Raw genomic sequence first — 26531 nt, forward strand, 5'->3', positions numbered from 1 at the left:
ACGGGTGGTGGAGTGGCGGAACGCCGGTGAGTCTCACGGCCCACTCATCCCTTGTGCGAGGAGAAACGTCAATGTCGACGACACCCATCGAAGAGGCTCGCAGCCTCCTGAACCCATCCAATGCACCCACTCGATACGCCGAGCGCTCCGTCGGACCGTTCTCCCTCGCGGCCATCTGGTTCGCCATGGCGATCCAGGTGGCGATCTTCATCGCCGCGGGACAGATGACGAGCAGCTTCCAGGTCTGGCAGGTGATCGTCGCCATCGCCGCAGGATGCACGATCGCAGTGATCCTGCTCTTCTTCACCCAGAGCGCGGCGATCCGCTGGGGCATCAACTTCACGGTCGCCGCGCGGATGCCTTTCGGCATCCGTGGATCGCTGATCCCGATCACGCTCAAGGCCCTGCTCTCGCTGTTCTGGTTCGGTTTCCAGACGTGGCTGGGCGCGCTGGCACTCGATGAGATCACTCGTCTCCTCACCGGATTCACGAACCTGCCGCTGTGGATCGTCATCTTCGGCGCGATCCAGGTCGTGACGACTTTCTACGGGATCACCTTCATCCGCTGGATGAACGTCTTCGCCTCGCCGGTGCTCCTCGCGATGGGCGTGTACATGGTGTACCTGATGCTCGACGGCGCCGACGTGAGCCTCGGCGAGGTCATGTCGATGGGCGGCGAGAACCCTGGCATGCCGTTCTCGACCGCGATCATGATCTTCGTCGGCGGCTGGATCGCCGTCGTGGTGAGCATCCACGACATCGTGAAGGAGTGCAAGGTCGACCCGAACGCGTCGCGAGAAGGTCAGACGAAGGCCGACGCGCGATACGCCACGGCGCAGTGGCTCGGCATGGTGCCGGCATCCATCATCTTCGGATTCATCGGCGCCGCCTCGATGGTGCTGGTGGGGGAGTGGAACCCGGTCATCGCCATCACCGAGGTGGTCGGCGGCGTGTCGATCCCGATGGCGATCCTCTTCCAGGTCTTCGTGCTGCTCGCCACCTGGTCGACCAACCCCGCAGCGAACCTCCTCTCGCCGGCGTACACGCTGTGCAGCACGTTCCCGCGGGTGTTCACGTTCAAGACCGGTGTGATCGTCTCGGCGGTCGTCGGCCTGCTGATGATGCCGTGGCAGTTCGCCGGCGTGCTCAACACCTTCCTGAACCTGCTCTCGAGTGCTCTCGGCCCGCTCGCGGGGATCATGATCAGCGACTACTTCCTCGTGCGCCGTCGCCGCATCAGCCTGCATGACCTGTATCAGACCAAGGGCATCTACACGTACTGGCGAGGGGTCAACTGGGTCGCACTCGCGGTCTACGCGGCCGCGCTGGCGGTGTCGTTCCTCACTCCTGACCTGATGTTCGTGACCGGCCTGATCGCCGCCCTTCTGCTGCACATCCCGGCGATGCGATGGGTGGCGAAGACCTTCCCGCTGTTCTCCGAATTCGAGAACCAGAACGAGGACTACCTGCGACCGATCGGCCCTGTGGCGCCGGCGGACGAATCAGCGACTGCGAACACGAAGGAGCAGAACCAGCGATGAGAATCCATGTCATCAATCCCAACAGCTCGGTGGATCTCACCGATGCGGTGGCCGAGGCGGCGCGAAGTGTGGTGTCACCGGGAACCACCATCACCGCGGTCAATCCGTCGAAGGGCCCCACGGTCATCGAGGGCAGTTACGACGAGGTGCTGGCCACGTATCACCTCGTCGAAGAGGTCCGCCGCGCGGAGCGCGAAGACCGACCGGACGCCTACGTCATCGCCTGTTTCGGCGATCCAGGTCTCGACGCCGTCAGGGAGCTCACCGACAGGCCCGTGGTCGGAATCGCCGAGGCGGCGATCCAGATGACGAGCTTCGTCGCCGCGAGCTTCTCCATCGTGAGCATCCTCCCGCGCGTGCGCAAGCATCTGCACGAGCTGGTGCACCGGGCGGGGGCAACGGATCGACTCGCCTCACTCAAGCTTCCGGATCTCGGAGTGCTCGCATTCCACGAAGACGAGGCAGCGGCGTTCGAGACCCTCCGGCGCGTGGCAGGTGAGGCGGTGCGCGAGGACGGCGCGGAGTCGATCGTGCTCGGCTGCGCGGGCATGGCCGGATTCGCCAGACAGCTGAGCGAAGAGCTCGGCGTCCCCGTGATCGACGCGGTCGAGGCAGCCTGCCGCGTCGCGGAGAGCCTCGTCGCCCTGGGGTACCGCACCAGCAAGGCCAACACCTATCAAGCACCCACCGAGAAGCAGTACCTCTAACGAGAAGGAGCGATGTCATGTTCGACGTCATTGTGAAGAACTGTCGAGTGGTTTCCAGTCAGGGCATCATCGAAGCCGACATCCTCGTGAAGGACGGCCGGATCGCCGCCATCAGCGAGGAGCCCCTCGAGGCCGAAGCGGCCCGGACCATCGATGCCGCAGGCAGGTTCGTGATGCCCGGTGTGGTCGATGAACACGTGCACATCATCGACATGGATCTGAAGGAGGTCTACGGGCGGTTCGAACTCGATTCCGAGTCGGCGGCCGTCGGCGGTGTGACCACCATCATCGAGATGCCGATCACGTTCCCGCCCACGACCACCCTGGAGGCCTTCCTCGAGAAGAAGAAGCAGGGAGAGCAGCGACTCAAGGTCGACTTCGCGCTGTACGGCGGCGGAGTGCCCGGAAACCTGAGCGAGATCCGGAAGATGCATGATGCCGGCGCCGTGGGCTTCAAGTCGATGATGGCGGCCTCCGTTCCCGGGATGTTCGACGCCGTCGACGACGGACAGCTGTTCGAGATCTTCCAGGAGATCGCGGCCTGCGGCTCGGTGATCGTGGTGCACGCCGAGAACGAGATGCTCATCCAGACGCTGCAGAAGCAGCTCAAGGCGGCCGGGCGCAAGGACCTGGCGGCGTATGAGGCGTCCCAGCCGGTCTTCCAGGAGAACGAGGCGATCCAGCGCGCGCTGCTCCTGCAGAAGGAGGCGGGCTGCCGACTCATCGTCGTTCACGTGAGCAACCCCGGCGGCGTGGAGTTGATCCACAAGGCGCAGTCGGAGGGTCAGGACGTGCACTGCGAGTCAGGCCCTCAGTACCTCAACCTCACAATGGATGACGCCGAGAAGGTCGGCCCGTACATGAAGATCGCCCCGCCGGTCCGTTCGGCCGAGCTGAACGCCGTCCTCTGGGAGCAGCTCGAGAAGGGGTACATCGACACGCTCGGATCGGATCACGGTGGGCACCCCGTCGAGAACAAGGAGGGCGGCTGGGACGACATCTGGACGGCCAGCAACGGTGCGCTGGGACTGGAGACGTCGCTGCCGATGATGCTGACCAACGGCGTCAACAAGGGCCGCGTCTCGCTGGAGCGACTGGTCGAGGTGATGTGCGAGAACCCGGCGAAGCTCTTCGGGATCTATCCGCAGAAGGGCACGCTCCAGGTCGGCTCGGACGCCGATCTCCTCATCCTCGATCTCGAGATCGAGGACAGGAAGGTGGATGCTTCGCAGTTCCGCTCGCTCCTGCACTACAGTCCGTTCGATGGACGGCCGGTCACCGGCGCGCCCGTCCTCACGATGATCCGTGGAACAGTCGTCGCCCAGGACGGAGAGATCCTCGTCGACCAGGGGTTCGGGCAGTTCGTGACCCGGCGCGACAGCGAGGTGTCGTCGTGACGCTGCAGCAGGCGCGGGCCGATCGCATCGAGGAGGAGCTCTGGACTCTCTCCCGCTTCTCGGTCGAAGGGCCCGGCGTGACACGTCTCACGTACACTCCGGAGCACGCTGCCGCGCGAGAGGTGATCGTAGCCGCCATGCAGCGGACGGGGCTGAGCGTCCAAGAGGACGCTCTCGGCAACATCATCGGTCGGCGTGAGGGGAGCGACCCCGCTCTGCCGGCGATCGCCTTCGGCTCGCACTTCGACTCGGTCCGCAACGGCGGGATGTTCGACGGCACCGCGGGCGTGGTGTGCGCGCTCGAGGCTGCGAGGGTGCTGCAGGAGAGCGGATATGTGAACCGTCATCCTCTCGAGGTCATCGCGATCGTCGAAGAGGAGGGCACCCGCTTCAGCAGCGGCATGCTGGGCGGTCGCGCGATCGCGGGGCTCGTGTCCGACGCCGATCTGGACACCCTGGTGGACGAAGACGGCGTGACGGTGCGCGAGGCGGCCACGGCCTTCGGGCTGGAACCGGGTGAGCTGCGGACGGCGGCCCGTACGAGGGATGACCTTCGCGCCTTCATCGAGTTGCACATCGAGCAGGGGCCGATCCTCGAGCAGGAGAAGGTGGAGATCGGCGTCGTGACGGGGATCGTCGGTGTCCGCGCCTTCCGGATCACGGTGGAGGGCAGGAGCGACCACGCCGGGACGACCCCCATGCACCTGCGGCAGGACGCGCTGGTGCCGGCGGCGCTCATGGTGCGAGAGATCAATCGGTTCGTCAACGAGATCGCGGACGGCACGGTGGCGACCGTCGGCCACCTCACGGTGACCCCTGGTGGGCTCAACCAGGTTCCCGGAGGCGTCGAGTTCACGCTCGATCTGCGATCGCCCCACGAGGAGTCGATCCGGCTCCTGGTCGACAGGATCGAGGCGATGGTGGCAGAAGTCGCCGCCGCGGCCGGAGTCGAGGCCGCGGTGAACGGGTTCTTCGCGCTCAGCCCTGTCGGTCTGTCTCCGGTGGTCGTGGATCGCGTGCGCGACGCGGCGTCCGAACTCGGCTTCACCCATCGCGACATCACGAGCGGGGCCGGGCACGACTCGATGTTCATCGCCCAGATCACCGACGTCGGAATGGTGTTCGTCCCCAGCCGCGCCGGGCGAAGCCATGTGCCGGAGGAATGGTCCGATTTCGACGATCTGCGGAAGGGGACGGATGTGGTCCTTCACGTCGTGACGGCGCTTGACCGGTGACGTTGCGGGGGCCGGGCGAGAGCGTCGCGGCGAGTCGCGCTAGGCTCCTACGTCATGAGCGCAGACGTCCCCACCGCCGATCTCGACGACACGGTCGGGATCGGTTCCGGGACGACGGTGCGACCTCAGCACCTGATCGTGACCGTCTTCGGCCGCTACGTGCGCGCGCACGGCGGGGTGATCCAGATCGCCGATCTCATCGAGATGATGGCGGCGCTCGGAGTGGACGCCTCCGCCGTGCGCTCCGCTGTGTCGCGTCTCAAGCAACGGGGGGTGCTGGTCAGCATCCGCTCCGGCGGTGGAGCCGCCTACCGGGTCGCCGAATCGCTCGAGGCGGTGTTCGCGGCCGGCGACCACCGGATCTTCGAGGAGCGCCGCGCGCAGCCGTCGGACCCGTGGCTGCTCGCATCGTTCAGCGTGCCGGAGCGGGAGCGCCCCCTCCGCCATCAACTGCGCAAGCTCCTGCAGCGGCTCGGCTTCGGGCAGGTCAGCGGTGGCCTGTGGATCGCTCCCGGGGCGATCGCGGACGAGACCCGCATCGCGCTGGCACGCGCCGGCCTCCATGGCTACGTCGAGCTCTTCGTCGGCTCGCGCGTCTCGGAGGAAGACCTCACGCAGGCGGTGCGGCGGTGGTGGGATCTGCCCGCCCTGGAGCCGATGTACGGCGGCTTCCTCCAGGCGTTCCGCCCTGCGCTGACGGGAGAGAGAGCGGATCGCGATGCTTTCGCGGCGCACGTCGGCGCGATCACCCAGTGGCGCCGGCTCGCCTATCTCGACCCGGGGATTCCCCTGGCGCTGCTTCCCGAGCGCTGGATCGGACTCGAAGCGGAGCAGCTGTTCGGCGCTCTGCATCGGAGGCTGGAGCCGGCTGCCGAGCGCTTCGTAGCTTCCGTCATGAACTGATCCCGGCCCTCGCCGACCCTGGATGCGGCCGCCGCTCCGGGGTTCTCGGCGTGCGCGCAGATGTTCCCATATTGCACTTGCGTGACGATAGTCACGTATGTGACACTTCTTGGGTCGGGATCAGGATGTGCTCGACACGCGACGATGCCGCGCCCTCAGACACGAGCGAAGGAGCTCTTCCATGACCGAGAACGAACTGCGCTGGGACAAGGTTCCGCAGGTGACCCGCAGCGGCCAGGAGGACACCCAGACGATGTCATCGGGTGGATGCGTCCGCGTATCCGGCGTCGGTCCGCAGCACACCGAGGCCACGAAGATCTGGTTCGGTCAGGTCTCCAACGAGCCCGGATACCGATCGCTCCCTCACCACCACGGAGAAGCCGAGACGGGCGGCTTCGTGCTCCGCGGAACGGCCCGCATCTACTTCGGCGCGGACTACCAGGAGTACCTGGACATGACGGCGGGGGATTGGGTCTTCGTGCCGCCGTTCATGCCGCATGTCGAGGCGAACATGTCGACGACCGAGGAGCTGGTCTGGCTGACGACCCGCACGCCGGACAACATCGTGGTGAACCTCGACGAGGTCGACGACTCCGTCCTCGAGGGCTTCCGGCGCGCATGAGCTCCTCCGCCGCCTTCCACCGCGCGATCGCGCTGACCGAGTGCGCACCCCAGCACGCCGATCGGGCGTTCACCGCACAGGCGCAGCCGGTGCCTTGGCCGAAGGCCTACGGCGGCGACTCCGTGGCGCAGGGTGCCCTCGCAGCCATCCGCACGGTCGACGGCGATCGGATGCTGCACTCCGTGCACAGCACGTTCCTCCGCGGCGTCGACACCTCGGAGCCGGTGACGTACGAGGTCGAGACGCTTCGCGACGGCCGGAGCTTCTCCACCCGGCACGTCCGTGCTCACCAGCACGGCACGCTCGTCTATCTCGCGACGGCATCCTTCCACGTGCCGGAGCCCTTCCCGGAGCACGGCCCGGTGATGCCGGAGGTCGCCGACCCGGAGAGCCTGCCGAGCGCGGCCGACGCGCTGGCAGACCTCGAAGGACCCGACGTCGAGTACTGGTCGCACGGACGCAGCTTCGATATGAGACACGTGCCCGGTCCGGTCTACGTGCACATCGAGGGCGAGCGCATCGCCCATCAGGCCGTCTGGGTCCGTGCGTTCGAGCGTCTGGAAGACGACCCTGTCATCCATCAGGTCGCGATCGCCTACGTCTGCGACTACACGATCCTCGAGCCCGTCCTGCGGGTCCTCGGACTGCCGTGGCGCTCCGACGGACTGGTGACCGCGAGCCTCGACCACGCCATGTGGTTCCACGCGCCTGCCCGAGCGGACGATTGGCTTCTCTACGCGCAGGAGAGCGCGGGGATCTCCGACGGCCGTGGCCTCGGGATCGGCCGGTTCTTCGATCGCGGAGGCCGCCTCATCGCCACGGTGGCTCAGGAGGGCATGATCCGTCCCGGCCGACCGCACTGAAACTCTCGAACACTCGAACCACCATCCGAAGGGACCGGCAATGAAGCTCTCCCCCTCTGCCCACATCGACACGTTCACGCGCGACTCGCTGCCACCGTCCGATCTGTGGCCGACCCTCGAGTTCACTCTGTCCGGCGTGCAGTACCCCGAGCGGCTGAACGCCGCTGTCGAGCTCGTCGACCGCGCCGTCGAGCGTTTCGGTCCCGATCGCGACGCCATCATCGTCGGTGACGGCGACCGGTGGAGCTACGGCGAGCTGCAGCGCCGCGCGAACCAGTTCGCGCAGGTGCTGACCGAGGACTACGGCGTCCTGCCGGGCAATCGCGTCGCGCTGCGACTGCACAACGGGCCGTGGGCGGTCGCGTGCTGGCTGGGTGCGCTCAAGGCCGGAGCCGTCGTCGTCACCACGATGATCGCCTGGAAGTCGAACGAGGTGCGGAACATCTTCGGCCGGGTGAGCCCGCGCGTCGCGGTGGTGGACGGCCGCTGCCTCGACGACGTCGCCGATGCGCTCGACGAGCTGGTGCCGGCCGGCGGTCTGATCGTGGCCGGGGGAGCGGTCGACGCCCTGGCTGCCGCCTGCGACACCAAGGACGGCGTGTTCACGGCGATCGACACGGCGGCCGACGATGTCGCACTCCTCGGTGCCACCAGCGGCACGACGGGCGCACCGAAGATCACGATGCACTTCCACCGCGACATCCTCGCCAATGCCGACACGTTCGCCGAGCACGTTCTGCGCCTCACAGAGGACGACGTGAGCGCCACGACGGCACCGCTCGCCTTCACCTTCGGGCTCGGCGGCGCCGTCGTCTTCCCGCTTCGCAGCGGGGGAGCGGCCGTCATCCTCGAACGGGCGACGCCGATCGAGCTCGCGAAGCTGATCGAGCCGCTCGGCATCACGGTGCTGTACACCGCGCCGACCGGATATCGAGCGGTGCTCAACGAGGGGCTGGCCGACCAGCTGCGCAGGCTGCGCGTCGGCGTCTCCGCCGGGGAGCACCTGTCGCGCGAGACCTTCGAGGCGGTGGAGGCTGCGAGCGGGCTGCGTCTGGTGGACGGGATCGGCTCCACCGAGATGCTGCACGTGTTCATCTCGGCTGCGGGCGACGACATCCGCCCCGGTGCCACGGGGCGCGCGGTCCCCGGCTACCGCGCCGCCGTCCTCGATGAGGAGGGACAGCCGCTCGGTCTCGGTGTGGCCGGCCGCCTCGCGGTGATCGGACCGACCGGATGCCGGTACCTGCAGGACGAGCGGCAGACCAACTACGTCCAGAACGGCTGGAACATCACCGGCGACACCTTCGTGATGGACGAGGAGGGCTACTTCACCTTCCATGCGCGGAACGACTCGATGATCATCACCGCCGGCTACAACGTCGGTGCACCCGAGGTCGAGGAGGCCGTCGCGGCGCACCCCGACGTGCTCGAGTGCGCGGTCGTCGGACGACCGGACCCCGAACGGGGGAGCGTCGTCAACGCCTTCGTCGTCCCTCGTGCCGGCGTCGACCCGAGCGATGACCTCACCACGGCGATCCTCGGTGTGGTCAAGGAGCGGCTGGCGATCTACAAATGCCCGCGCCGCATCGACTACGTCGACGAGCTGCCGCGGAATCCCAGCGGGAAGATCCAGCACTTCATCCTTCGCGAGCGCGCAGCGGCCGAAGCCGCTGCCGCCGCCCTGATCAGCCAAGGAGCCTGACATGCGTGTCGCCGTCATCGGAGGAGGGCCAGGAGGCCTCTACTTCTCCGCACTCATGAAGCAGCTGAACCCCGATCATGACATCACCGTCTGGGAGCGCAACGCTCCGGATGACACGTTCGGCTTCGGCGTCGTGTTCAGCGACGAGACCCTCGGCGGCATCGAGAACGCCGATCCCGTGATCGCGCAGCGGATGGGCGAGCAGTTCGCGCGATGGACCGACATCGACATCCTTTTCGGAGGTCGCACCCACACCATCGGCGGCCAGGGCTTCGCCGCGATGGGCCGCAAGGAGCTGCTGCAGCTCCTGCAGCAGCGGTGCCTCGAACTCGGCGTCGACATCCGGTTCCGCACGGAGGCGCCGGATGCGGCGGAGTTGATGGGCACCCACGACCTCGTGCTGGCAGCCGACGGCGTGAACTCGCGGGTGCGAGGGCAGTTCGCCCACGAGCTCGGTCCGGATCTGGATCGGCGGGTGTCGAAGTACATGTGGCTGGGCACCGATCGTGTGTTCGAGGCCTTCACCTTCGCCGTGCTGCGGACCCCGCACGGCGTCATGCAGCTCCATGGGTACCCGTACTCCGATCAGGGCAGCACGTTCCTGATCGAGATGCACGAGGACGTCTGGCGCGCGGCGGGCTTCGACGCGACCGAGGGCGAGATCTTCCCCCCTGGGGTCAGCGACATGTACTCGGTCGAGAAGATCCGCGAGTTCTTCGCCGACGTGCTCGACGGGCACGAGGTCCTCACGAACAACTCGAAGTGGCTGAACTTCACCACCGTCCGCAACGAGCACTGGCATCACCAGAACCTCGTGATCCTCGGGGACGCTGCGCACACCGCGCACTTCTCGATCGGTTCCGGCACGAAGCTCGCGATGGAGGATGCCCTGGCGCTGGCCGCCTGCCTCCACGAGCACACCTCGTTGAGCGACTCGCTCGCCGCATACGAGACGGAGCGGCGGCCCGTCGTCGCATCGACCCAGCGCGCCGCGCAGGCATCGCTGGAGTGGTTCGAGCAGATCGGCCAGTACGCGGATCAGGATCCGCTGCAGTTCTCGTTCAACCTGCTCACCCGCAGCCGCCGCATCACGCTCGAGAACCTCGCCGTGCGCGATCCGGCGTTCGCCGCGGACATCGTGCAGGGCGCGGCACTTCCTGCCAGGGAGCCGGATGAGCCGGCGATGTTCCGTCCCCATCGGATCGGACGTCTGGAGCTGAAGAACCGCATCGTCGTGTCGCCGATGGACATGTACTCGTCCGTCGACGGGGTGCCGGGAGACTTCCACCTCGTGCATCTCGGCTCGAAGGCCATGGGTGGAGCGGGCCTGGTGATGACGGAGATGGTCTGCGTCTCGGCCGAGGGCCGGATCACACCCGGCTGCGCCGGGCTCTACACCGACGAGCAGACGGAGGCGTGGCGGCGGATCGTCTCCTACGCGCACGAGCAGTCCACGGCGAAGGTCGGCGTGCAGATCGGGCACTCCGGCCGCAAGGGATCCACCAAGCGGATGTGGGAGGGCATGGACCGGCAGCTCGATGCGGACAACTGGGAGGTCATCGCACCGTCGGCCCTCGCCTACGGACCGGTCAACCAGGTACCTCGGCAGATCGACCGCGCCACGATGGAACGGGTGCGCGACGAGTTCGTCGCCGCGACCCGGCGTGCGGCGGAAGCGGGTTTCGACCTCGCGGAGCTGCACGCCGCGCATGGCTACCTGATCTCGTCTTTCCTCTCGCCCGTCTCGAACCAGCGCACGGATGAGTACGGCGGCAGCCTCGAGAACCGGCTCCGCTATCCCCTCGAGGTGTTCGATGCCATGCGCGCCGCGTGGCCGGTGGAGCGCCCGCTCACCGTGCGTCTGTCGGCGGTCGATTGGATCGAAGGCGGCAACACGATCGACGAGGCCGTGGAGATCGCCCGAGCATTCATCGAGCACGGAGCCGATGGCATCGACGTCTCCTCCGGCCAGATCTCGAAGGACGAGCGGCCGCAGTTCGGCCGCAGCTACCAGACGCCCTTCGCGGACGCGATCAGGAACCGGGTCGCCGCGGCGGCCGGCGTCACGGTGATCGCGGTGGGCGCGGTGTCGAGCTACGACGATGTGAACTCGATCCTGCTCGCCGGACGCGCCGACATGGTGGCGCTGGGCCGTACGCACCTGTGGGATCCCCAATGGACCCTTCACGCTGCGGCCGACCAGGGCTACCGCGGTGCGGGAGCAGACTGGGTCGATCCGTTCCGCGCGGGATCGCGCAAGCCGCCGAGCGCCCGCACCGATGCGGTGCGACCACGGCTCTCGCTGGTGCGGGACGCGCAGGGCGGGGTTGAGGCGACCGCACACCGGCGCTGGACGCCGGCGCGAACCGAGACCCTCGCGCGCTGAGGCGCGACACGACACGACGACGGACCCAGGAGAGAACCGACATGACCAGACAGATCATCAACCCGCCCGCCCTGATCAAGCCGAGCGGCTTCGCCCACGGCGTGCGCGCCGGGGAGTTCGTCTACCTCGGCGGCCAGACGGCCATGGATGCCACCGGCGCGATCGTGCCCGGCGGGATCGTCGAGCAGTTCGCGCAGGCGTTCTCGAACGTCCTGACCACGCTGGATGCCGCCGGCGGGCGTCCCAGCGACCTCGTCGATGTCACTATCTACCTCACCGATGTCGAGGACTACCAGCGCAACGGCCGTGAGATCGGACGGGTCTGGCGCCAGCTGGCCGGCACCGAGTATCCGGCTATGGCCGGCATCGGCGTGACCAGGCTCTGGCAGGCGGAGGCACTGATCGAGATCCAGGGGGTCGCGCACATCGGCGACGAGGCGAACGGATGAGGCTTGCCACCGTGCGCCACGGCGACGGCACGCGCGCCGCCGTCGGCGACGACGCGGGCTGGGTCCTGCTCGAGGAGACGGACGCTCAGCGGCTGTTCTCTGCGCCGGACTGGCGAGAGCGCGCCGATGAGGCGCTGCGGGATCCCGCCAGATCGGCCGTCGAAGAGGGTGCCTTCGCCACCCCGGTGCCGCGTCCGGCGAAGATCTTCTGCTGCGGACTCAACTACCGCGACCACATCGTCGAGACCGGGCGCCCTGTCCCGGAGTTCCCGACACTCTTCGCCAAGTTCGCCGACACTCTCACCGGCCCGTTCGACGAGATCATCGTGCACGACACCGACCGCGTCGACTGGGAGGCCGAGCTCGCGGTCGTCATCGGGGCGGAGGTGCACCGCGCCGACCGGGAACAGGCCAGTGCGGCGATCCTCGGCTACGCGGTCGCGAACGACGTGTCGATGCGCGACTGGCAGCAGCGCACGCTGCAGTGGCTGCAGGGCAAGGCGTTCGACGCGACGAATCCGCTGGGTCCGTGGCTGGTGACGGCCGACGAGATCGAGCCGAAGGACGGTCTGCGCATCACCTGCGCGGTCAACGGCGTGATCATGCAGGACGGTGACACCGCGGAGCTCGTCTTCGATGCGGCGGATCTGGTCGCCTACGTCTCTCAGATCACCGTCCTGCGTCCCGGCGACATCGTGCTCACCGGCACGCCCGGCGGCGTCGCCCTCGGCATGGATGATCCGCGCTGGCTTCGTGACGGCGACGTCGTGACGACCGCGGTCGACGGCATCGGCGAGCTCCGCAACACCATCCGCTTCGAATAGTCGAGGGCGGAGCACCGGGGCGCCGGGACCGCGCCGTCGCCGCGTCCGTGGCCACCGGTAGTCTGGATCCATGGCAGCTTCGCGTCCTCCTTCCCGTGGCGGCGCCAAAGCGGGGAAGATCCCGCAGGTGTCGTGGCGCGAGCCGCATCCGGCACCGCTGGTCCTCGTTTCCGGTCCGGAGGAGATCTGCGCCGAGCGCGCGATCGCGGGCGTGCGCGACTACCTGCGTGCTGAGGATCCATCACTCGAGGTCAGCGACGTGCGGGCCGACGACTACGAACCCGGCACCCTGCTGTCGCTCACCTCGCCGTCCCTGTTCGGTGAGCCGCGGCTCGTTCGCGTCTCGGGCGTCGAGAAGTGCACCGACGCGTTCATCCAGGAAGCGGTGTCGTACCTCGACCACCCTCAGGAGGGTGCGACGGTCGTGTTGCGGCACACGGGGGCGAGCGTCCGCGGCAAGAAGCTCCTCGACGCGCTCCGTTCCGGCACCGGGGGCGGTATCGAGATCGCGGTTCCGGCGATCAAGCGCGACAGCGACAGGGTCGACTTCGCCGCGGGCGAGTTCCGCTCGGCGAAGAAGCGCATCGCGCCGCCCGCACTGCGAGCGCTCGTCTCGGCCTTCGCCGACGATCTCACCGAACTCGCCGCGGCGTGCCAGCAGCTGATCGGCGACGTCGAGGGCGACATCACGGAAGACACCGTCACCCGGTACTACGGCGGTCGGGTCGAGGTCTCGGCGTTCGTCGTCGCAGACACGGCGATCGCCGGTCGTTACGGCGAGGCGCTGATCGCGCTGCGTCATGCGCTGTCCTCCGGTGCCGACCCCGTGCCGATGGTGGCGGCATTCGCCATGAAGCTCCGCGGCATGGCGCGGGTGGCGGGCAATCGAGAACCCAGCAGGCAGCTGGCTCAGCGCCTCGGCATGAAGGACTGGCAGGTCGATCGCGCACGGCGCGACCTGGCCGGCTGGAACGAACGCTCGCTCGGCATGGCGATCCAGGCGACCGCGCGCGCCGACGCCGAGGTCAAGGGCGCCGCGCGCGATCCGATCTTCGCCCTCGAGCGCATGGTGACCGTCATCGCCACCCGTGAGCCCTTCGGGGCATAGGGCGGGCACGAAAAAGCCCGCCTCGGTGAGGCGGGCTGATTCAGAAGCTGATGCTCAGTGAGCAGAAGCGTTCGCTCAGAGAGCGGAGACCTGCTTGGCGAGAGCCGACTTGCGGTTCGCGGCCTGGTTCTTGTGCAGAACGCCCTTGCTGACGGCCTTGTCGAGCTTGACGGCGGCCTTCTTGAGGGTGGCCTCGGCAGCGGTCTTGTCGCCGGCGGCGACGGCGGTCTTGGTCGAGCGGATGAGCGTCTTGAGCTCGCTCTTCACGGCCTTGTTGCGCTCGTTCGCCTTGATGTTGGTCTTGTTGCGCTTGATCTGCGACTTGATGTTTGCCACGTGTGGAACCTTCTGTACAGGAGTGATGGGAAATGCTGGCAGCAGAAGAGGGCTGCTGCACAGCGGTCGTATGGGAAGAACCCACACGCAAGCCAAGAGTCGAGTCTATCAGCAGAGGACTCGATCACGCGAAACGGCTGCAAGAAGCGGTACTGAGTCGCGGAAACGCTGGTACCGGGTGCAGAATCAACCTTATCCGGACACCGATGTCGAGGAGCCACATGACCGCCGTCCCCACCCGCTCGTCTCTGCCCGCGGGATTCCGCTGGTCCGCTGCGACATCCGCCTTCCAGATCGAAGGGGTCCGTGGTGCTGAAGGCAGCGGTCGATCGATCTGGGACGACTACCTCGAGGCTCCCGGCGCGATCAAGGACGGCTCCACGGCCGATCCCGCGTGCGACAGCTATCGGCATCCGGAGGCGGACGTGTCTCTCGCCGCCGGCCTCGGCCTCGATCGCTACCGCTTCTCGATCCCGTGGGCGCGTGTGCAGCCCGATGGCAGGGGAGCGGCGAACACCGCGGCCCTCGACCACTACTCGCGCTTCGTGGATCTCCTGCTGGAAGCCGGTGTCGATCCCTTTCCGACTCTGTATCACTGGGAGATGCCCAGCGCCGTCGAGGCCGAGGGCGGATGGCTCCGTCGTGACACGGTCGACCGCTTCGCCGACTACGCCGCGATCGTGGTCGACCGACTGGGCGATCGCATCGCCCAGTGGTACACGCTGAACGAGCCGGCGATGACCACGCTGCAGGGCTATGCGGTCGGTGCGCTCGCCCCCGGGAAGCAGCTGCTGTTCGACGCCCTGCCGACCGTTCACCACCAGCTCCTCGCGCACGCGCGCGCCGCCGAGGCCATCCGATCCCACGGCTCCGCCCAGGTCGGCCTGGTGAACAACCACACCTGGGTGCTTCCTCTGAACGACACGGCAGAGGACCGTCGTGCGGCAGCTCTCTACGACATGATCCACAACCGGGTGTTCAGCGAGCCGCTCCTGGCCGGCAGGTATCCCGACCTTGCGGCCTGGGGGCTTCCTGCCATGCCGGTGCAGGACGGCGATCTCGAAGCGATCCGGGCGTCGATCGACTTCTACGGCATCAACTTCTACAACCCGACCACCGTCACCGCCGCAGATGCGTCGAGCCCCATCCCGTTCGACATCGTGCCGACACCGGGCGTCGCCGTCACCGGATTCGGACCCGAGTGGCCGATCATGCCGGAGGCGCTGCGCGATCTCCTGATCGACCTGCACACGCGGCATCCGCACCTCCCTCCCGTCATCATCGGCGAGAACGGCGCCTCGTTCCCCGAGCCCGATCGCGCCGCACGCGTCGAGGATGCGGACCGGATCGGCTACCTCGCAGGTCATATCGCCGCGGTGGGAGAGGCGATCGCGGCCGGCGTTCCCGTCGAGGAGTTCACGGTGTGGTCTCTCCTCGACAACTGGGAGTGGGCGGACGGCTACACGCAGCGCTTCGGCCTCGTCCACGTCGATTTCGAGACGGGGGAGCGCACCCCGAAGGCATCGTACGACTGGTATCGCGACCTCATCGCGAGCGCACGTTCCGCAGCAGCACGCCAGGAGGAGACACGATGAGCGGTGCGACCAGGGCTGGCGCGCGATGGATGTCCCTGTTCACGCTCGCGTGGCTCGCCATCTGGACCGTGCAGCTGACGCCGGTGCAGCTTCTCCTGCCCCTCCAGCTCGATACCCCCGAGGATGACTGGATCCGCGGGGTGGTCTCCTCCGGGCTCGTGCTCGGGATCGGCGGGCTCGCCGGCATCGTGGCGGGTCCCCTGGCAGGGGCGCTCTCCGATCGCGCCGCCGCCGGACGACACCGCCGGCGGCCCTGGGCGCTCGGGGGAGTCTGGCTCACCGCGGTATGCCTCGTGCTCACCAGCTTCGCGAGCGGTCCCTGGGCGGTCGGTGCCGGATGGGTGGGCGTCTCGATCGGCGTCGCCGTCTCGTCCGCGGCTTTCACCGCGCTGATCGCGGACCAGCTGCCGACCACGCAGCGCGGAGCGGCTGCCGCCGCGGTCGGCTCGAGTCAGGCCGTCGGCATCGTGCTGGGCGTGGGCCTGGTCGTGCTCCTCGGCCTCGACATCGTCGCCGGATACCTGCTGCTGGCCGGCATCATCGCGGTGATCGGCACGGCATCCGCTCTGCTGCTGCCCGACCCTCCGGGGACGGCAGAGATGCGTCCGAAGGGCGCAGGGCGCAAGACACTCGCGTCGCTCCGTGATCGCGACTTCGCCTGGATGCTTTCCGGCCGGCTGGTGACCAACATCGGCAACGCGCTCGGCACGGCGCTCTTCCTGTTCTTCCTGCTGCACGGACTCGGGCAGCCGAGTGCGGCCGCGCAGGACAACCTGCTGCTGCTCATCCTCGTCTACACGGTGTTCGTGGTGATCGCGTCGGTGCTCACCGGCATCGTCTCCGACCGCACCGGCAACCGTCGTGCGCTCACGGTCGCTGCGACCGTCGTCCAGGCGGCATCCGGCGTCGCGATCGCACTCGTGCCCACCTTCGAGATGACGATGGTCGCGGCCGCGCTGATGGGGCTCGGGTACGGCGCGTTCTCGACTGTGGGGCTCGCGTTCGCCGCCGACCTGCTCCCCGACGAGCAGGACCACGCACGAGATCTCGGCATCGTCAACGTCACGGCGGCACTGGGTCAGCTGATCGGTCCGGTGCTGGGCGCCGGACTCGTCGCGCTCGTCGGCGGGTTCTGGCTCGTGTTCGTGGCTGCCGCTGTGCTGTCGCTCGTCGGCGGTGTCCTCACCGCGTTCGCACGGCAGCCTGCGCGGTCATGATGCGTCGGCCTGGGCGATCGTCGCGATAGCCAGCTCCAGCACGGCGTTGAACACGCGCGGCCGCATCGCCGTCACGAGATGCGTCGTCCGCGGTACGACGATGAGCTCCGCCTGCGGGGCGAGGCGCTGGAACAGGCGCTCGTTCGCCCGCAGCTGGTCGTACTGGCCGTTCACGAACCACAGCGGGATCCTGATCCGCTCGACGGCCGTCGCGACGTCGAGGGTGGAGAGGCTGCGCAGCGCGGCATCCTGCGTGTCCAGGGCGTAGCCGCCGGCGGCGAAGTCGGCGCGGTTCTCGGCGGGGATGGTTGCGGCCAGCATGCGGCGGGTGATCCACATTCCGCGATCCGGGAGCGAATCGACGGCGCGGAAGAGCAGACGGTAGGCGGAGAGCCCGGCGCCGCGGGGGAGCGACGTGCAGGCGGCCGCGACCAGGCCGGCGACCGGAGGCGTCTGCGCGCCACCCGCGTAGGTGAGGGACAACAGCCCGCCCATCGAATGCCCGACGAGCAGCACCGGACCCTTCTCGGCCGCTGCGCGCACCGCGGCATCGATCGTGTGCAGTGCCTCGTGGAGGGTGAAGTCCTCGTGCATGCGCGAGCCGTGACCGGGGAGGTCGACGGCGGTGGACGAATACCCATGCTCGTCGAGATACGCGACCTGGGAGCGCCACATGGTCGCAGAGGTGCGGATGCCGTGCACGAAGACGATCTGGACGTTCACGCGTTCAGCATAAGGAAAGCGGGGCCGGTGGATGAACCACCGACCCCGCTCCGGGGCACTTCGACGAGCTCAGTGTCCCCGGGGAATTACTTCTCCCAGCCGAGGTTCTCGACGGGAGTGACTCCGAAGAGGTCCAGTCCGACGTACGGCTCCGGCGTGAGGTTCGCCAGACCCTTCTGGGCCACGTAGACCGACGGACCGTTGTAGAGCGGGATGACGCCCCAGGTCTTCTCGATCAGCTTCGGCTCGAGCTTCATGGCAGCCTCGGTCCAGCTCTTGGCGTCCTTCTGCGACTCGACCTCGTCAGCGATCTCCTTGTCCATCTCGGCGTTGCCGGTGGCGGACAGGTTCAGACCGCTGTCGGAGCAGTAGATCTGGCACATCCACGCCGGTCCGAACGGGTCGGAGTCGGTGAAGCGGAGACCGAAGATGTCCCAGTTCTTCGACGTGAAGTCGTCGGAGAAGTCAGCCGACGCGCGGACCTCGATCTGCACATCGATGCCGATCTCCTTCTGCTGAGCCTGCAGCGACTTCGCGAGCGCCTCCTGCACGGGGCTGTTGCTGAAGATCGGGTAGACGACCGTGAACTTGACGCCGTCCTTCTCGCGGATGCCGTCATCGCCCTCGACCCAGCCTGCGTCGTCGAGGAGCTTCTTGGCGCCGTCGACGTCGTACTTCAGACCGGCTTCGCCGAACGCGTCGGACCACCCGTCCTGGAAGGAGTACATGTTCAGCGAGCCGGCCGCCTCTTCCTCGTAGCCGAGGCCGTTCCAGGCGATCTGCTTCTGCTGGTCGATGTTGATTCCCATGAAGAACGCCTTGCGCACCTCGAGGTCTGCGAACTGCGGCTTGTCGCCGTCGACCATGAGGACCGTCTTGGCGGTCTGCTGAGCGCGACGGACGACAGCGCCGTCGACGTCCTCGACCTGGGCCAGGCGCTCCTGGCTGCCGGCCTCGACCTGGTCGATCTCGCCGTTCTTGAAGGCGTTGATCGCGGCGTCGTCTTCCAGCGCCGTGAAGGTCACCTTGTCGAGCAGCGGCGCGTTGCCCCACCACTCGGGGTTCGGCTTGAACGAGACGAAGCCCGCGTTCGCGTCGAACTCGTCGACGGTGTACGGACCCGCACCCCACTCGGCGTTGAGGTTGCCGATGTAGGCGTTGTTGAAGGTCTCGACATCAGCGTGCTTCGGGTTGAGGACACCACCCGTGAGGAACGCCATGGACGGCCATGCGTAGATGCCGTCGAAGGTGACGACCGCGGTCTTCACGGAGTCGCCCTCCTCGACCGACGTGATCTGCTTGTAGCCGTCGGTCGCGTTCGGGTTGTAGCCCTCCTCGGTCGAGCGGTTCGCCTTCCACGTCGCGTCGATGGCGGTCCAGTCCATGTCGGTGCCGTCGTTGAAGTGGGCCTCGTCCGTGAACGTGAAGGTCAGCGTCGTGTTGCCACCGTCCTCGCCGATCTCGTAGGCGTCGAGGTACGCGTCGTTCTTCGTGACCTCACCCTCCGGGCTGACGAGGAGGAGCTGCGGCATGTAGTAGTACCACAGGCGCGCCGTGTCGGCGCTGGCGTCGCTGTTGAAGGCGTTGAGCTGCTCCGGGACCTCGTTGATCTCGAAGTTGACCTCGCCGCCCTCCTTCAGGTTCTCGCGGGGCTGCGGGTTGTAGTCCGCTGCCTTGGTCTCGACGGTCTCGCCGCCGCCGTTGTCCCCGCCGCCGGTGTTCCCGGAGCCGCTCGCGCAACCCGCGAGGGCGAGTGCGAGGGCGCCGCTGATCGCGATGGCCCCCAACAACTTCTTGTTCTTCATGGTGCTCCTTCCGCCTTTCGGCGATTCATAAAGGGAAGAATAGTTCGCCTTGTTCCGAACCACAGCGGGCGACAGTGAATACCGCCTAACCGTTATCGGACGGTGACCACAGCATCGTTCCGCGGATTTTCGTGGTCGTGTCTCAGGCCGTCACGGCGCGGGTGCTCATGGTCTCGGCATCGAAAACCACGCGCTGGCGCGTGCGTTCGATGTCGGGATCGGGAACGGGGATGGCCGAGAGCAGCGCCTTCGTGTACGGATGCTGCGGGTTCTCGAAGACGTCGTCGACGTCGCCGTGCTCCACGAAGTCACCGAGATACATGACCGCCACGCGGTCCGCGATGTGCCGCACGACGGACAGGTCGTGCGCGACGAACAGGTACGACAGCCCCAGCTTCGCCTTCAGCTCGTCGAGGAGGTTGATCACGCCCGCCTGGATCGAGACGTCGAGTGCCGACACCGGCTCATCCAGGACGACGATCTTCGGGTTGGTCGACAGGGCACGGGCGATGCCGATGCGCTGTCGCTGTCCTCCGGAGAACGCCTGCGGGAAGCGGTCGCTGTGCGCGGGATTCAGCCCGACGAGGTCCATCAGCTCGTCGACCCGGCGGTGCGCCTCCTCCTTGGGGGTCCCGATCGCGAAGAGCGGCTCCGAGATGATGTCGGCGACCGTCATGCGCGGGTCGAGCGCTCCCATCGGGTCCTGGAAGACGATCTGGATGTCGCGGCGCAGCTGACGCTCGACTTTGTGGCTGTGGATGTCGTTCACGCTCGTGCCGGCGATGACGATGTCGCCGTCGGTCTGCTTGACCATGTCCATGATCTGCAGGAGCGTCGTCGTCTTGCCGCTCCCGGACTCGCCGACGATCGCCATCGTCTCGCCCTCGCGCACATCGAAGCTGACGCCCTTGATCGCGTGCACCTCGCCGACCTTGCGCTTCAGGAACGCGCCCTTGAGAAGAGGGAACGTCTTGGTGAGGTTCTTGACCTCGAGCGTGATGGGCCGCTCCTCGCGGGGAAGCTTCGCCAGCGGGCTCTCCGGTACCTCGCGGACGGGGTACACGGGGATGCCGCCGAGGAGGCCGCCGTCCTCGATCTCGTGGGCGCGGATGCAGGCGGCGCGGTGGAGGTCGCTGGAACCGGTCGCGACCGGCAGGAGTTCCGGCTCCCTCGTGCGGCACGCGTCCATCACGATGGGGCAGCGGTCGGCGAAGGGGCACGCATCGGGCAGGTTGATGAGCAGCGGCGGGTTGCCCTTGATCGGTGTGAGAGGTTCCTTCTCCGCCTTGTCGACGCGCGGGATCGCTCCGAGCAGACCGATCGAGTACGGCATCCGGGTCTTGTGGAACAGCTCGTGCACGGGAGCCTGCTCGACGGGCTTCCCGGCGTACATCACCATGACGTCGTCCGCGGTGCGGGCGACGACACCCATGTCATGGGTGATCATGATGACCGCGGCGCCGGTCTCCTGCTGGGCCTTCTCGATGAGGTCGAGGATCTGTGCCTGGATCGTCACGTCGAGGGCGGTCGTGGGCTCGTCGCAGATGATGAGCTTCGGATCGTTCGCCATCGCGATGGCGATCACGACGCGCTGGCGCATGCCGCCGGAGAACTCGTGCGGGAACGACTTCATCCGTCGCTCCGGCTCGGTGATCCCGACGAGCTTCAGCAGCTCGACCGAGCGGTTCCAGGCATCCTTCTTCGACAGGCTCCGGTGCACGGTCAGCGCCTCGATGAGCTGATCACCGATGGTGAACACCGGCGTGAGGGATGTCAGCGGATCCTGGAAGACCATCGACATGCCGTTGCCGCGGATCACGGAGAGCTGCTTGTCGGTCATGCCGAGAAGCTCCTTGCCCTCGTACATGATCGACCCGGTGACCTTGGCGTTCTCGTCGAGGAGCCCCATGATCGCGAGGGACGTGACCGACTTGCCGGACCCGGACTCGCCGACGATGCCGAGGGTCCTGCCGGCCTCGAGATCGAAGGACACACCGCGCACCGCATCGACGCGGCCCGCCTCTGACGCGAAGCTGACCGCGAGATCGCGGACGGAGAGTACGTTGCTCATGCTCGGCCTCCAGCCGCAGACGTGGGATCGAGGGCATCGCGCAGGCCGTCGGCGACGAGCGCCATCGACACGGTGAGAAGGGTGAGCGCGGCGGCGGGGAAGTAGAACAACCAGGGCGAGGTGATCAGCGAGCTCGAGCCGGCGCCGATCAGCGCGCCGAGGGAGACGTCGGGGATCTTGACGCCGAACCCGAGGAACGACAGGCCGGTCTCGGCCACGACCGCGTTGACGACGCCCAGGGTGAAGTTGATCACGAGGAGCGAGCCGATGTTCGGCAGCAGGTGGCGCAGCACGATGCGGAAGCCGCGAACGCCCATGTAGCGGGCGGCGCTCACGTACTCGCGCTCGCGCAGAGACAGAGCGAGCGTCCAGATCACGCGAGCGGGGAAGTACCAGCCGATCACGAAGATCATGATGAGCGCGATGACGCGCCAGTCGCCGCCGGACTTGTTCGAGATCATCGCCAGGATGAGGAACGAGGGGATCACCATCATGAAGTGGATGACGAGCAGGGTGATGCGCTCGGTCCACCCGCCGAAGTAGGCGGCCGCGGTTCCGACGAGAGCCGAGACGATCGTCACGCCGACCGACACGCTCACCGCGATCATCAGCGAGCGCTGCAGACCGACCGCCACCTGGGCGAACAGATCGTTGCCGGCGTTGTTCGTGCCGAACCAGTGCTCTGCCGTGGGCCCGGTGCTGAGAGCGAGGAAGTCGAGTTCGACGTGGTCGTAGCGCGCGATGAGCGGTCCGATGATGGCGAAGAGGACGAGCAGGGCGAAGATGATGAGGCCGGCGACCGCACCCTTGTTGCGGGCGTAACGCCGGGAGTACAGGGTCCACTTGGACAGTCGCCGGGTCGCGACCCGCGTCGTCTCGGGGCCGGGAGCTGCCGTCGAGGCTTCGACGGTGGGATCGATCATTTCCGAGGTCATGTCAGCTCACTCTCACTCGAGGATCGAGCACCACCACGGCGACATCGGCGAGGATGGCGCCGATCGCGGTGAGCACGGCACCGAAGGCCGCGACCGCGACCGTGCCGTGGATGTCGTTCTTGGTGATGGTCTCGATGAAGTACTTGCCCATGCCGTTCCAGGCGAAGATCGTCTCGGTGAGGACCGCCCCGGTGAAGATGGCGGGGATCGTGAAGGCGACCTGCGTGGCGACGGGGATCAGCGAGGTGCGCAGGGCGTGCTTGCGGATCGCCTGCTGCTTCGTCAGCCCCTTGGCTCGTGCCGTGCGCACGTAGTCGGCGCCGATGTTGTCGAGGAGGAGCGACCGCTGCAGGAAGTGGATGCCGGCGTAGCCGATCACCACGAGAGCTATCGTCGGCAAGGTCAGATGTTGGAGGACGTCTATGAGGACGGGGAAGAAGCCTTCGACACCTCGGCTCGCGTTGCCCGTCACGTAGAAGATGCGGACGCCGGTGGCGTCGTTCAGACCGATCGCGAGGAGCACGATCGCGAATGCCGCGACCACGATCGGGATGTTCATCGTGATGATGCTGGTCGCCTGACCGATCCGGTCGGCGAGCTTGTACTGACGCGAGGCGGTGTAGACGCCCAGCGCGATTCCGAGGACGGTCGTGAGGATCGTCGCACCCAGGACGAGCTCGGCGCTGACCCACATCCGGTACGCGACCTGCTCGTTGACCGAGCCTCCCGTGGGGCTGACGCCCCAGTCCCAGCGGAGGAGGATGCCGGTGAGCCAGGTCCACCACCGTTCGATGAGCGGAACGGTGTCGCTGAGGTTGCGCGGAGCGAGCGTATTGACGATCTGCTCTTCGGTCAGCGGCGGACGACGCCCCACGTAGTTGCTGCGCGGGTCGAGGAACCCCCACGCCAGGAAGTACGTGATGTTCGTCGCGACCACGATCATGAGCAGCCAGCCGAGTGCACGGCGCACGAGATACTTGATCAAGGTGATGATTCTTTCTCTTTTACAGAGATGCGCGGGATCGCCGACGCAACGCTGAGCCGGGTAGACATTCAATCACCATCCACCTCTTTGCGCGACGCGACGCCCTGCACGAGGTCTGTGACGGAGTCCTATCGCTCTCGGGATCCGGTGTCACGGATTGCTCCCGGGCAACCTCGGCAGAATATCAGCACCTGGGGCGAATCGAGCATTGGCCTGCCCTGACCGTAGAATCGACGGGACATGTCACCACGCGCCCTCACTCCTCTTCAGCCTGCCGCGACGCCGCCCGCGCAGATCCGCAATTTCTGCATCATCGCCCACATCGATCACGGCAAGTCGACTCTCGCCGACCGCATGCTCCAGATCACCGGGGTGGTCTCCGACCGTGACATGCGCGCGCAGTACCTGGACCGGATGGACATCGAGCGCGAGCGCGGCATCACGATCAAGAGCCAGGCGGTGCGGATGCCGTGGGAGATCGAGGGCGAGACCTTCGCGCTCAACATGATCGACACCCCTGGCCACGTCGACTTCACCTACGAGGTGTCCCGATCGCTCGCGGCATGCGAGGGTGCCATCCTCCTCGTCGACGCGGCGCAGGGCATCGAGGCCCAGACGCTCGCGAACCTTTACCTGGCACTGGAGAACGACCTTCACATCATCCCTGTCCTCAACAAGATCGACCTCCCCGCGGCCGACCCGGAGAAGTACGCGAAGGAGCTGGCATCCCTCATCGGCGGCAAGCCCGAGGACGTCCTGCGCGTCTCCGGCAAGACCGGCGTCGGTGTCGAGGAGCTGCTCGACCGGCTCGTGAAGGAGATCCCGGCACCGGTCGGCGACGCCGATGCTCCTGCCCGCGCGATGATCTTCGACTCGGTGTACGACGCGTACCGGGGAGTCATCACCTACGTGCGCATGATCGACGGCAGCTTCGCGCCGCGCGAGCGCCTCCAGATGATGTCGACCGGCGCGAACCACGAGGCGCTGGAGGTCGGCGTCTCGAGCCCGGAACCGACACCGACCAAGGGTCTGGGCGTCGGCGAGGTCGGGTACCTCATCACCGGTGTGAAGGACGTGCGTCTGTCGAAGGTCGGCGACACCGTCACCACGGCGCGTCGGCCGTCGGACAAGCCGCTTCCCGGCTACACCGATCCGAAGCCCATGGTCTTCTCGGGTGTCTACCCGATCGACGGCAGCGACTACGCCGAGCTCCGCGAGGCGCTCGACAAGCTCAAGCTCTCCGACGCCTCGCTCGCGTACGAGCCCGAGACCTCGGTCGCGCTCGGCTTCGGCTTCCGCTGCGGATTCCTCGGTCTTCTCCACCTCGAGATCATCACGGAGCGCCTCGAACGCGAGTTCGGTCTCGACCTCATCACCACCGCGCCCAGCGTGATCTACGAGGTGCTCACCTCCGACACCGGCGAGACGGTCACGGTCACCAACCCGAGCGAGTACCCGGACGGACGCATCGGATCCGTCTCCGAGCCGATGGTGAAGGCGGCGATCCTGCTGCCGAAGGACTACGTCGGCACGGTCATGGAACTGTGCCAGGGGCGCCGCGGAACGCTGCTCGGCATGGAGTACTTCTCCGAGGAACGCGTCGAGCTCCGCTACAACATGCCGCTCGGCGAGATCGTCTTCGACTTCTTCGATCAGCTCAAGTCGAAGACGCAGGGCTACGCCTCCCTCGACTACGAGCCCTCCGGACAGCAGGAGGCCGACCTCGTGAAGGTCGACATCCTGCTCCAGGGTGAGAAGGTCGACGCCTTCAGCTCGATCGTGCACCGCGAGAAGGCGTACGCGTACGGCACGCTCATGACGGAGCGGCTGCGCAAACTAATCCCTCGTCAGAACTTTGAGGTGCCGATCCAGGCTGCCATCGGCGCCAGGGTCATCGCGCGTGAGACCATCCGTGCACTCCGCAAGGACGTCCTCGCCAAGTGCTACGGCGGTGACATCAGCCGCAAGCGCAAGCTCCTCGAGAAGCAGAAGGAGGGCAAGAAGCGCATGAAGATGGTCGGTCGCGTCGAGGTCCCCCAGGAGGCGTTCATCGCCGCACTCTCGGGTGACGTCGACGGCAAGGACAAGAAGTAGGGATGCCGCTCCCGGCATACGAGCGCGGCCTCACACGTCGGCCGCTCGACACTGTGCCGAGCGGGATGCGCGGCGTGGAGCACTCCACGGTCGTACCGCCGGAGTCCGTCGAAGCCGTGTCCGCGCTGGTCCGGTCCTGGGAGTTCAAGCGGCGTGCGGGGTTCGAGGTTCCGGTCGGCGAACCCGTTCCCGGCGCGGAGGGGGTGCTCGCGAAGCGCCTCCTCGGCATCCGCTTCGTCGAGCCGATCAGGGTGGTGTGGGCCGATGCCCGCGGGTTCGGCTATGAGACGAGGCCGGGGCATCCGATCTACGGCGAGGAGTCCTTCCTGATCGACGAGCACGGCGTGTTCACCGCGCGGTCCGTCTCCCGTCCGGCCACTCTCCTCTGGATGCTGATGGCGCCGGCGGTGCGGCTCCTGCAGCGCCGCACGCACGCGAAGTACGTTCGCATCGTGCAGGCCGCCGCTGATGCGGCGCTTCGGGCCCTTCGACAGGCTCAGGGACCCACGTCCGGCTGAGGTTGTCCTCGGCGCTTCGCGTCCTGGGTCGCTGAGCTTGTCGAAGCGTCGCCGTCTCGTGGGTTCGCGTCCTGGGGCGCTGAGCTTGTCGAAGCGTCGCCGTCTCGTGGGTTCGCGTCCTGGGGCGCTGAGCTTGTCGAAGCGTCGCTGCCTCGCGACCGGGACAGCGCAGGAAGGTCGTGACCTCTCAGCTCGATCAGAGCGATCTTCTTCGCCCGGCTCCAGCCCTGGATCTGCTTCTCGCGGCGGGATGCCGCGTCGACGGTGTCGAACTGCTCGGCATAAGCCAGGACGACCGGACGGCGTCTGCGCGTGAAGTTCGCAGCGTACTGATCGTCATGGTTGTGCTGCCAGACGCGCGACTCGAGTTCGCCGTTCGTGCTTCCCGTGTAGAAGGTGCCGTCATTGCATTTCAGAATGTATTTCCGGGGCATGACTCATCGTGCCGCGCAGCCCGGGTGCCCGGACGGCGTTGTGGATAACGCGTGGCCCTTCGACAGGCTCAGGGACCCAGG

General features: G+C 67.1%; 23 protein-coding genes. 16 read left to right on the plus strand and 7 right to left on the minus strand.

The features are described 5' to 3' along the window. The first annotated feature begins 71 nt into the window (after positions 1-71). The 12 genes from ABD648_RS01065 to holA all read left to right on the plus strand — a co-directional run bounded on the left by ABD648_RS01065 (position 72) and on the right by holA (position 13737). Positions 72-1541, plus strand: coding sequence for a cytosine permease (locus tag ABD648_RS01065; protein ID WP_282216895.1), 1470 nt, complete (start codon positions 72-74; stop codon positions 1539-1541). Further along, positions 1538-2248, plus strand: coding sequence for an aspartate/glutamate racemase family protein (locus tag ABD648_RS01070; RefSeq protein WP_282216896.1), 711 nt, complete (start codon positions 1538-1540; stop codon positions 2246-2248). Before ABD648_RS01065 ends, ABD648_RS01070 begins: the two co-directional genes overlap by 4 nt. Next, on the plus strand, positions 2158-3645 hold the full coding sequence (allB, locus tag ABD648_RS01075) for an allantoinase AllB (RefSeq protein ID WP_282217472.1): 1488 nt from the start codon (positions 2158-2160) through the stop codon (positions 3643-3645). The genes ABD648_RS01070 and allB overlap by 91 nt, the downstream gene beginning before the upstream one ends. Further along, positions 3642-4880, plus strand: a complete 1239-nt coding sequence (locus tag ABD648_RS01080) for a M20 family metallo-hydrolase (protein ID WP_282216897.1) — start codon at positions 3642-3644, stop codon at positions 4878-4880. Before allB ends, ABD648_RS01080 begins: the two co-directional genes overlap by 4 nt. A 54-nt stretch (positions 4881-4934) precedes the next feature. Beyond that, complete coding sequence (locus ABD648_RS01085) at positions 4935-5783, plus strand: PaaX family transcriptional regulator (protein WP_282216898.1); 849 nt, start codon at positions 4935-4937, stop codon at positions 5781-5783. 181 nt (positions 5784-5964) lie between these two features. Further along, positions 5965-6405: a cupin domain-containing protein gene (locus tag ABD648_RS01090; RefSeq protein ID WP_282216899.1), complete on the plus strand. Its 441-nt coding sequence runs from the start codon at positions 5965-5967 to the stop codon at positions 6403-6405. Beyond that, a complete protein-coding gene (locus tag ABD648_RS01095; protein WP_282216900.1) occupies positions 6402-7268 on the plus strand; it encodes an acyl-CoA thioesterase in 867 nt (288 codons plus the stop codon). The genes ABD648_RS01090 and ABD648_RS01095 overlap by 4 nt, the downstream gene beginning before the upstream one ends. Before the next feature lie 40 nt (positions 7269-7308). After that, a complete protein-coding gene (locus tag ABD648_RS01100; protein ID WP_282216901.1) occupies positions 7309-8970 on the plus strand; it encodes an AMP-binding protein in 1662 nt (553 codons plus the stop codon). A 1-nt stretch (position 8971) separates the two neighbouring features. Further along, positions 8972-11356 carry a bifunctional salicylyl-CoA 5-hydroxylase/oxidoreductase gene (locus tag ABD648_RS01105; protein ID WP_282216902.1) on the plus strand — a complete coding sequence of 795 codons (2385 nt, stop codon included), beginning with the start codon at positions 8972-8974 and terminating at the stop codon, positions 11354-11356. 41 nt (positions 11357-11397) lie between these two features. Beyond that, the gene (locus tag ABD648_RS01110) at positions 11398-11805 is read left to right on the plus strand and encodes a RidA family protein (RefSeq protein ID WP_282216903.1); all 408 of its coding nucleotides are present in this window, start codon (positions 11398-11400) and stop codon (positions 11803-11805) included. Beyond that, positions 11802-12629, plus strand: coding sequence for a fumarylacetoacetate hydrolase family protein (locus ABD648_RS01115; protein WP_282216904.1), 828 nt, complete (start codon positions 11802-11804; stop codon positions 12627-12629). Before ABD648_RS01110 ends, ABD648_RS01115 begins: the two co-directional genes overlap by 4 nt. A 70-nt stretch (positions 12630-12699) precedes the next feature. Beyond that, on the plus strand, positions 12700-13737 hold the full coding sequence (holA, locus tag ABD648_RS01120; protein WP_282216905.1) for a DNA polymerase III subunit delta: 1038 nt from the start codon (positions 12700-12702) through the stop codon (positions 13735-13737). A gap of 75 nt (positions 13738-13812) precedes the next feature. On the opposite strand, the gene rpsT is transcribed toward holA, so the two are convergent. Next, positions 13813-14073: a 30S ribosomal protein S20 gene (rpsT, locus tag ABD648_RS01125; RefSeq protein ID WP_282216906.1), complete on the minus strand. Its 261-nt coding sequence runs from the start codon at positions 14071-14073 to the stop codon at positions 13813-13815. 221 nt (positions 14074-14294) lie between these two features. Here rpsT and ABD648_RS01130 point away from each other — a divergent pair, with 221 nt between their 5' ends. Together ABD648_RS01130 and ABD648_RS01135 are read left to right on the plus strand one after the other, a co-directional pair. Beyond that, a complete protein-coding gene (locus tag ABD648_RS01130; RefSeq protein WP_282216907.1) occupies positions 14295-15668 on the plus strand; it encodes a GH1 family beta-glucosidase in 1374 nt (457 codons plus the stop codon). Further along, positions 15665-16885 (plus strand): MFS transporter, encoded by a 1221-nt coding sequence (locus ABD648_RS01135; protein WP_282216908.1) that lies wholly within the window; start codon positions 15665-15667, stop codon positions 16883-16885. Before ABD648_RS01130 ends, ABD648_RS01135 begins: the two co-directional genes overlap by 4 nt. Here ABD648_RS01135 and ABD648_RS01140 read toward each other — a convergent pair. The 5 genes from ABD648_RS01140 to ABD648_RS01160 all read right to left on the minus strand — a co-directional run bounded on the left by ABD648_RS01140 (position 16880) and on the right by ABD648_RS01160 (position 23404). Continuing rightward, entirely contained in the window at positions 16880-17608 is a 729-nt protein-coding gene (locus tag ABD648_RS01140) for an alpha/beta fold hydrolase (protein WP_282216909.1), read from the minus strand. The two genes, ABD648_RS01135 and ABD648_RS01140, sit on opposite strands and share 6 nt — an antisense overlap. An 86-nt stretch (positions 17609-17694) precedes the next feature. Beyond that, on the minus strand, positions 17695-19413 hold the full coding sequence (locus ABD648_RS01145) for an ABC transporter family substrate-binding protein (protein WP_282216910.1): 1719 nt from the start codon (positions 19411-19413) through the stop codon (positions 17695-17697). Between the two features lie 142 nt (positions 19414-19555). Further along, positions 19556-21484 carry an ABC transporter ATP-binding protein gene (locus ABD648_RS01150; RefSeq protein ID WP_282216911.1) on the minus strand — a complete coding sequence of 643 codons (1929 nt, stop codon included), beginning with the start codon at positions 21482-21484 and terminating at the stop codon, positions 19556-19558. Continuing rightward, a complete protein-coding gene (locus tag ABD648_RS01155) occupies positions 21481-22419 on the minus strand; it encodes an ABC transporter permease (protein ID WP_282216912.1) in 939 nt (312 codons plus the stop codon). Before ABD648_RS01155 ends, ABD648_RS01150 begins: the two co-directional genes overlap by 4 nt. A 1-nt stretch (position 22420) precedes the next feature. Beyond that, positions 22421-23404, minus strand: a complete 984-nt coding sequence (locus tag ABD648_RS01160) for an ABC transporter permease (protein WP_282216913.1) — start codon at positions 23402-23404, stop codon at positions 22421-22423. A gap of 240 nt (positions 23405-23644) precedes the next feature. On the opposite strand from ABD648_RS01160, the gene lepA reads away from it, so the two are divergent. Both lepA and ABD648_RS01170 read left to right on the plus strand, forming a co-directional pair. Further along, complete coding sequence (gene lepA / locus ABD648_RS01165) at positions 23645-25498, plus strand: translation elongation factor 4 (RefSeq protein WP_282216914.1); 1854 nt, start codon at positions 23645-23647, stop codon at positions 25496-25498. 2 nt (positions 25499-25500) lie between these two features. Beyond that, on the plus strand, positions 25501-26016 hold the full coding sequence (locus ABD648_RS01170; protein ID WP_282216915.1) for a DUF1990 family protein: 516 nt from the start codon (positions 25501-25503) through the stop codon (positions 26014-26016). Here the strand turns inward: ABD648_RS01170 and ABD648_RS01175 are convergent. Then, positions 25995-26450, minus strand: coding sequence for a GIY-YIG nuclease family protein (locus ABD648_RS01175; RefSeq protein ID WP_282216916.1), 456 nt, complete (start codon positions 26448-26450; stop codon positions 25995-25997). The genes ABD648_RS01170 and ABD648_RS01175 overlap by 22 nt on opposite strands. Positions 26451-26531: the final 81 nt, after the last annotated feature.

It is taken from the genome of Microbacterium luteolum (genome assembly GCF_039533965.1).
Lineage (GTDB): Bacteria > Actinomycetota > Actinomycetes > Actinomycetales > Microbacteriaceae > Microbacterium > Microbacterium luteolum.

Excerpts from the sequence above, each read along its gene's own strand:
- ABD648_RS01065 (WP_282216895.1), top strand. The coding sequence starts at position 72 with ATGTCGACGACACCCATCGAAGAGGCTCGCAGCCTCCTGAACCCATCC.
- ABD648_RS01070 (WP_282216896.1), top strand. The coding sequence starts at position 1,538 with ATGAGAATCCATGTCATCAATCCCAACAGCTCGGTGGATCTCACCGAT.
- ABD648_RS01085 (WP_282216898.1), top strand. The coding sequence starts at position 4,935 with ATGAGCGCAGACGTCCCCACCGCCGATCTCGACGACACGGTCGGGATC.
- ABD648_RS01090 (WP_282216899.1), top strand. The coding sequence starts at position 5,965 with ATGACCGAGAACGAACTGCGCTGGGACAAGGTTCCGCAGGTGACCCGC.
- ABD648_RS01095 (WP_282216900.1), top strand. The coding sequence starts at position 6,402 with ATGAGCTCCTCCGCCGCCTTCCACCGCGCGATCGCGCTGACCGAGTGC.
- ABD648_RS01100 (WP_282216901.1), top strand. The coding sequence starts at position 7,309 with ATGAAGCTCTCCCCCTCTGCCCACATCGACACGTTCACGCGCGACTCG.
- ABD648_RS01105 (WP_282216902.1), top strand. The coding sequence starts at position 8,972 with ATGCGTGTCGCCGTCATCGGAGGAGGGCCAGGAGGCCTCTACTTCTCC.
- ABD648_RS01110 (WP_282216903.1), top strand. The coding sequence starts at position 11,398 with ATGACCAGACAGATCATCAACCCGCCCGCCCTGATCAAGCCGAGCGGC.
- ABD648_RS01115 (WP_282216904.1), top strand. The coding sequence starts at position 11,802 with ATGAGGCTTGCCACCGTGCGCCACGGCGACGGCACGCGCGCCGCCGTC.
- holA (WP_282216905.1), top strand. The coding sequence starts at position 12,700 with ATGGCAGCTTCGCGTCCTCCTTCCCGTGGCGGCGCCAAAGCGGGGAAG.
- ABD648_RS01130 (WP_282216907.1), top strand. The coding sequence starts at position 14,295 with ATGACCGCCGTCCCCACCCGCTCGTCTCTGCCCGCGGGATTCCGCTGG.
- ABD648_RS01135 (WP_282216908.1), top strand. The coding sequence starts at position 15,665 with ATGAGCGGTGCGACCAGGGCTGGCGCGCGATGGATGTCCCTGTTCACG.
- ABD648_RS01145 (WP_282216910.1), bottom strand. The coding sequence starts at position 19,413 with ATGAAGAACAAGAAGTTGTTGGGGGCCATCGCGATCAGCGGCGCCCTC.
- ABD648_RS01150 (WP_282216911.1), bottom strand. The coding sequence starts at position 21,484 with ATGAGCAACGTACTCTCCGTCCGCGATCTCGCGGTCAGCTTCGCGTCA.
- ABD648_RS01155 (WP_282216912.1), bottom strand. The coding sequence starts at position 22,419 with ATGACCTCGGAAATGATCGATCCCACCGTCGAAGCCTCGACGGCAGCT.
- lepA (WP_282216914.1), top strand. The coding sequence starts at position 23,645 with ATGTCACCACGCGCCCTCACTCCTCTTCAGCCTGCCGCGACGCCGCCC.
- ABD648_RS01170 (WP_282216915.1), top strand. The coding sequence starts at position 25,501 with ATGCCGCTCCCGGCATACGAGCGCGGCCTCACACGTCGGCCGCTCGAC.
- ABD648_RS01175 (WP_282216916.1), bottom strand. The coding sequence starts at position 26,450 with ATGCCCCGGAAATACATTCTGAAATGCAATGACGGCACCTTCTACACG.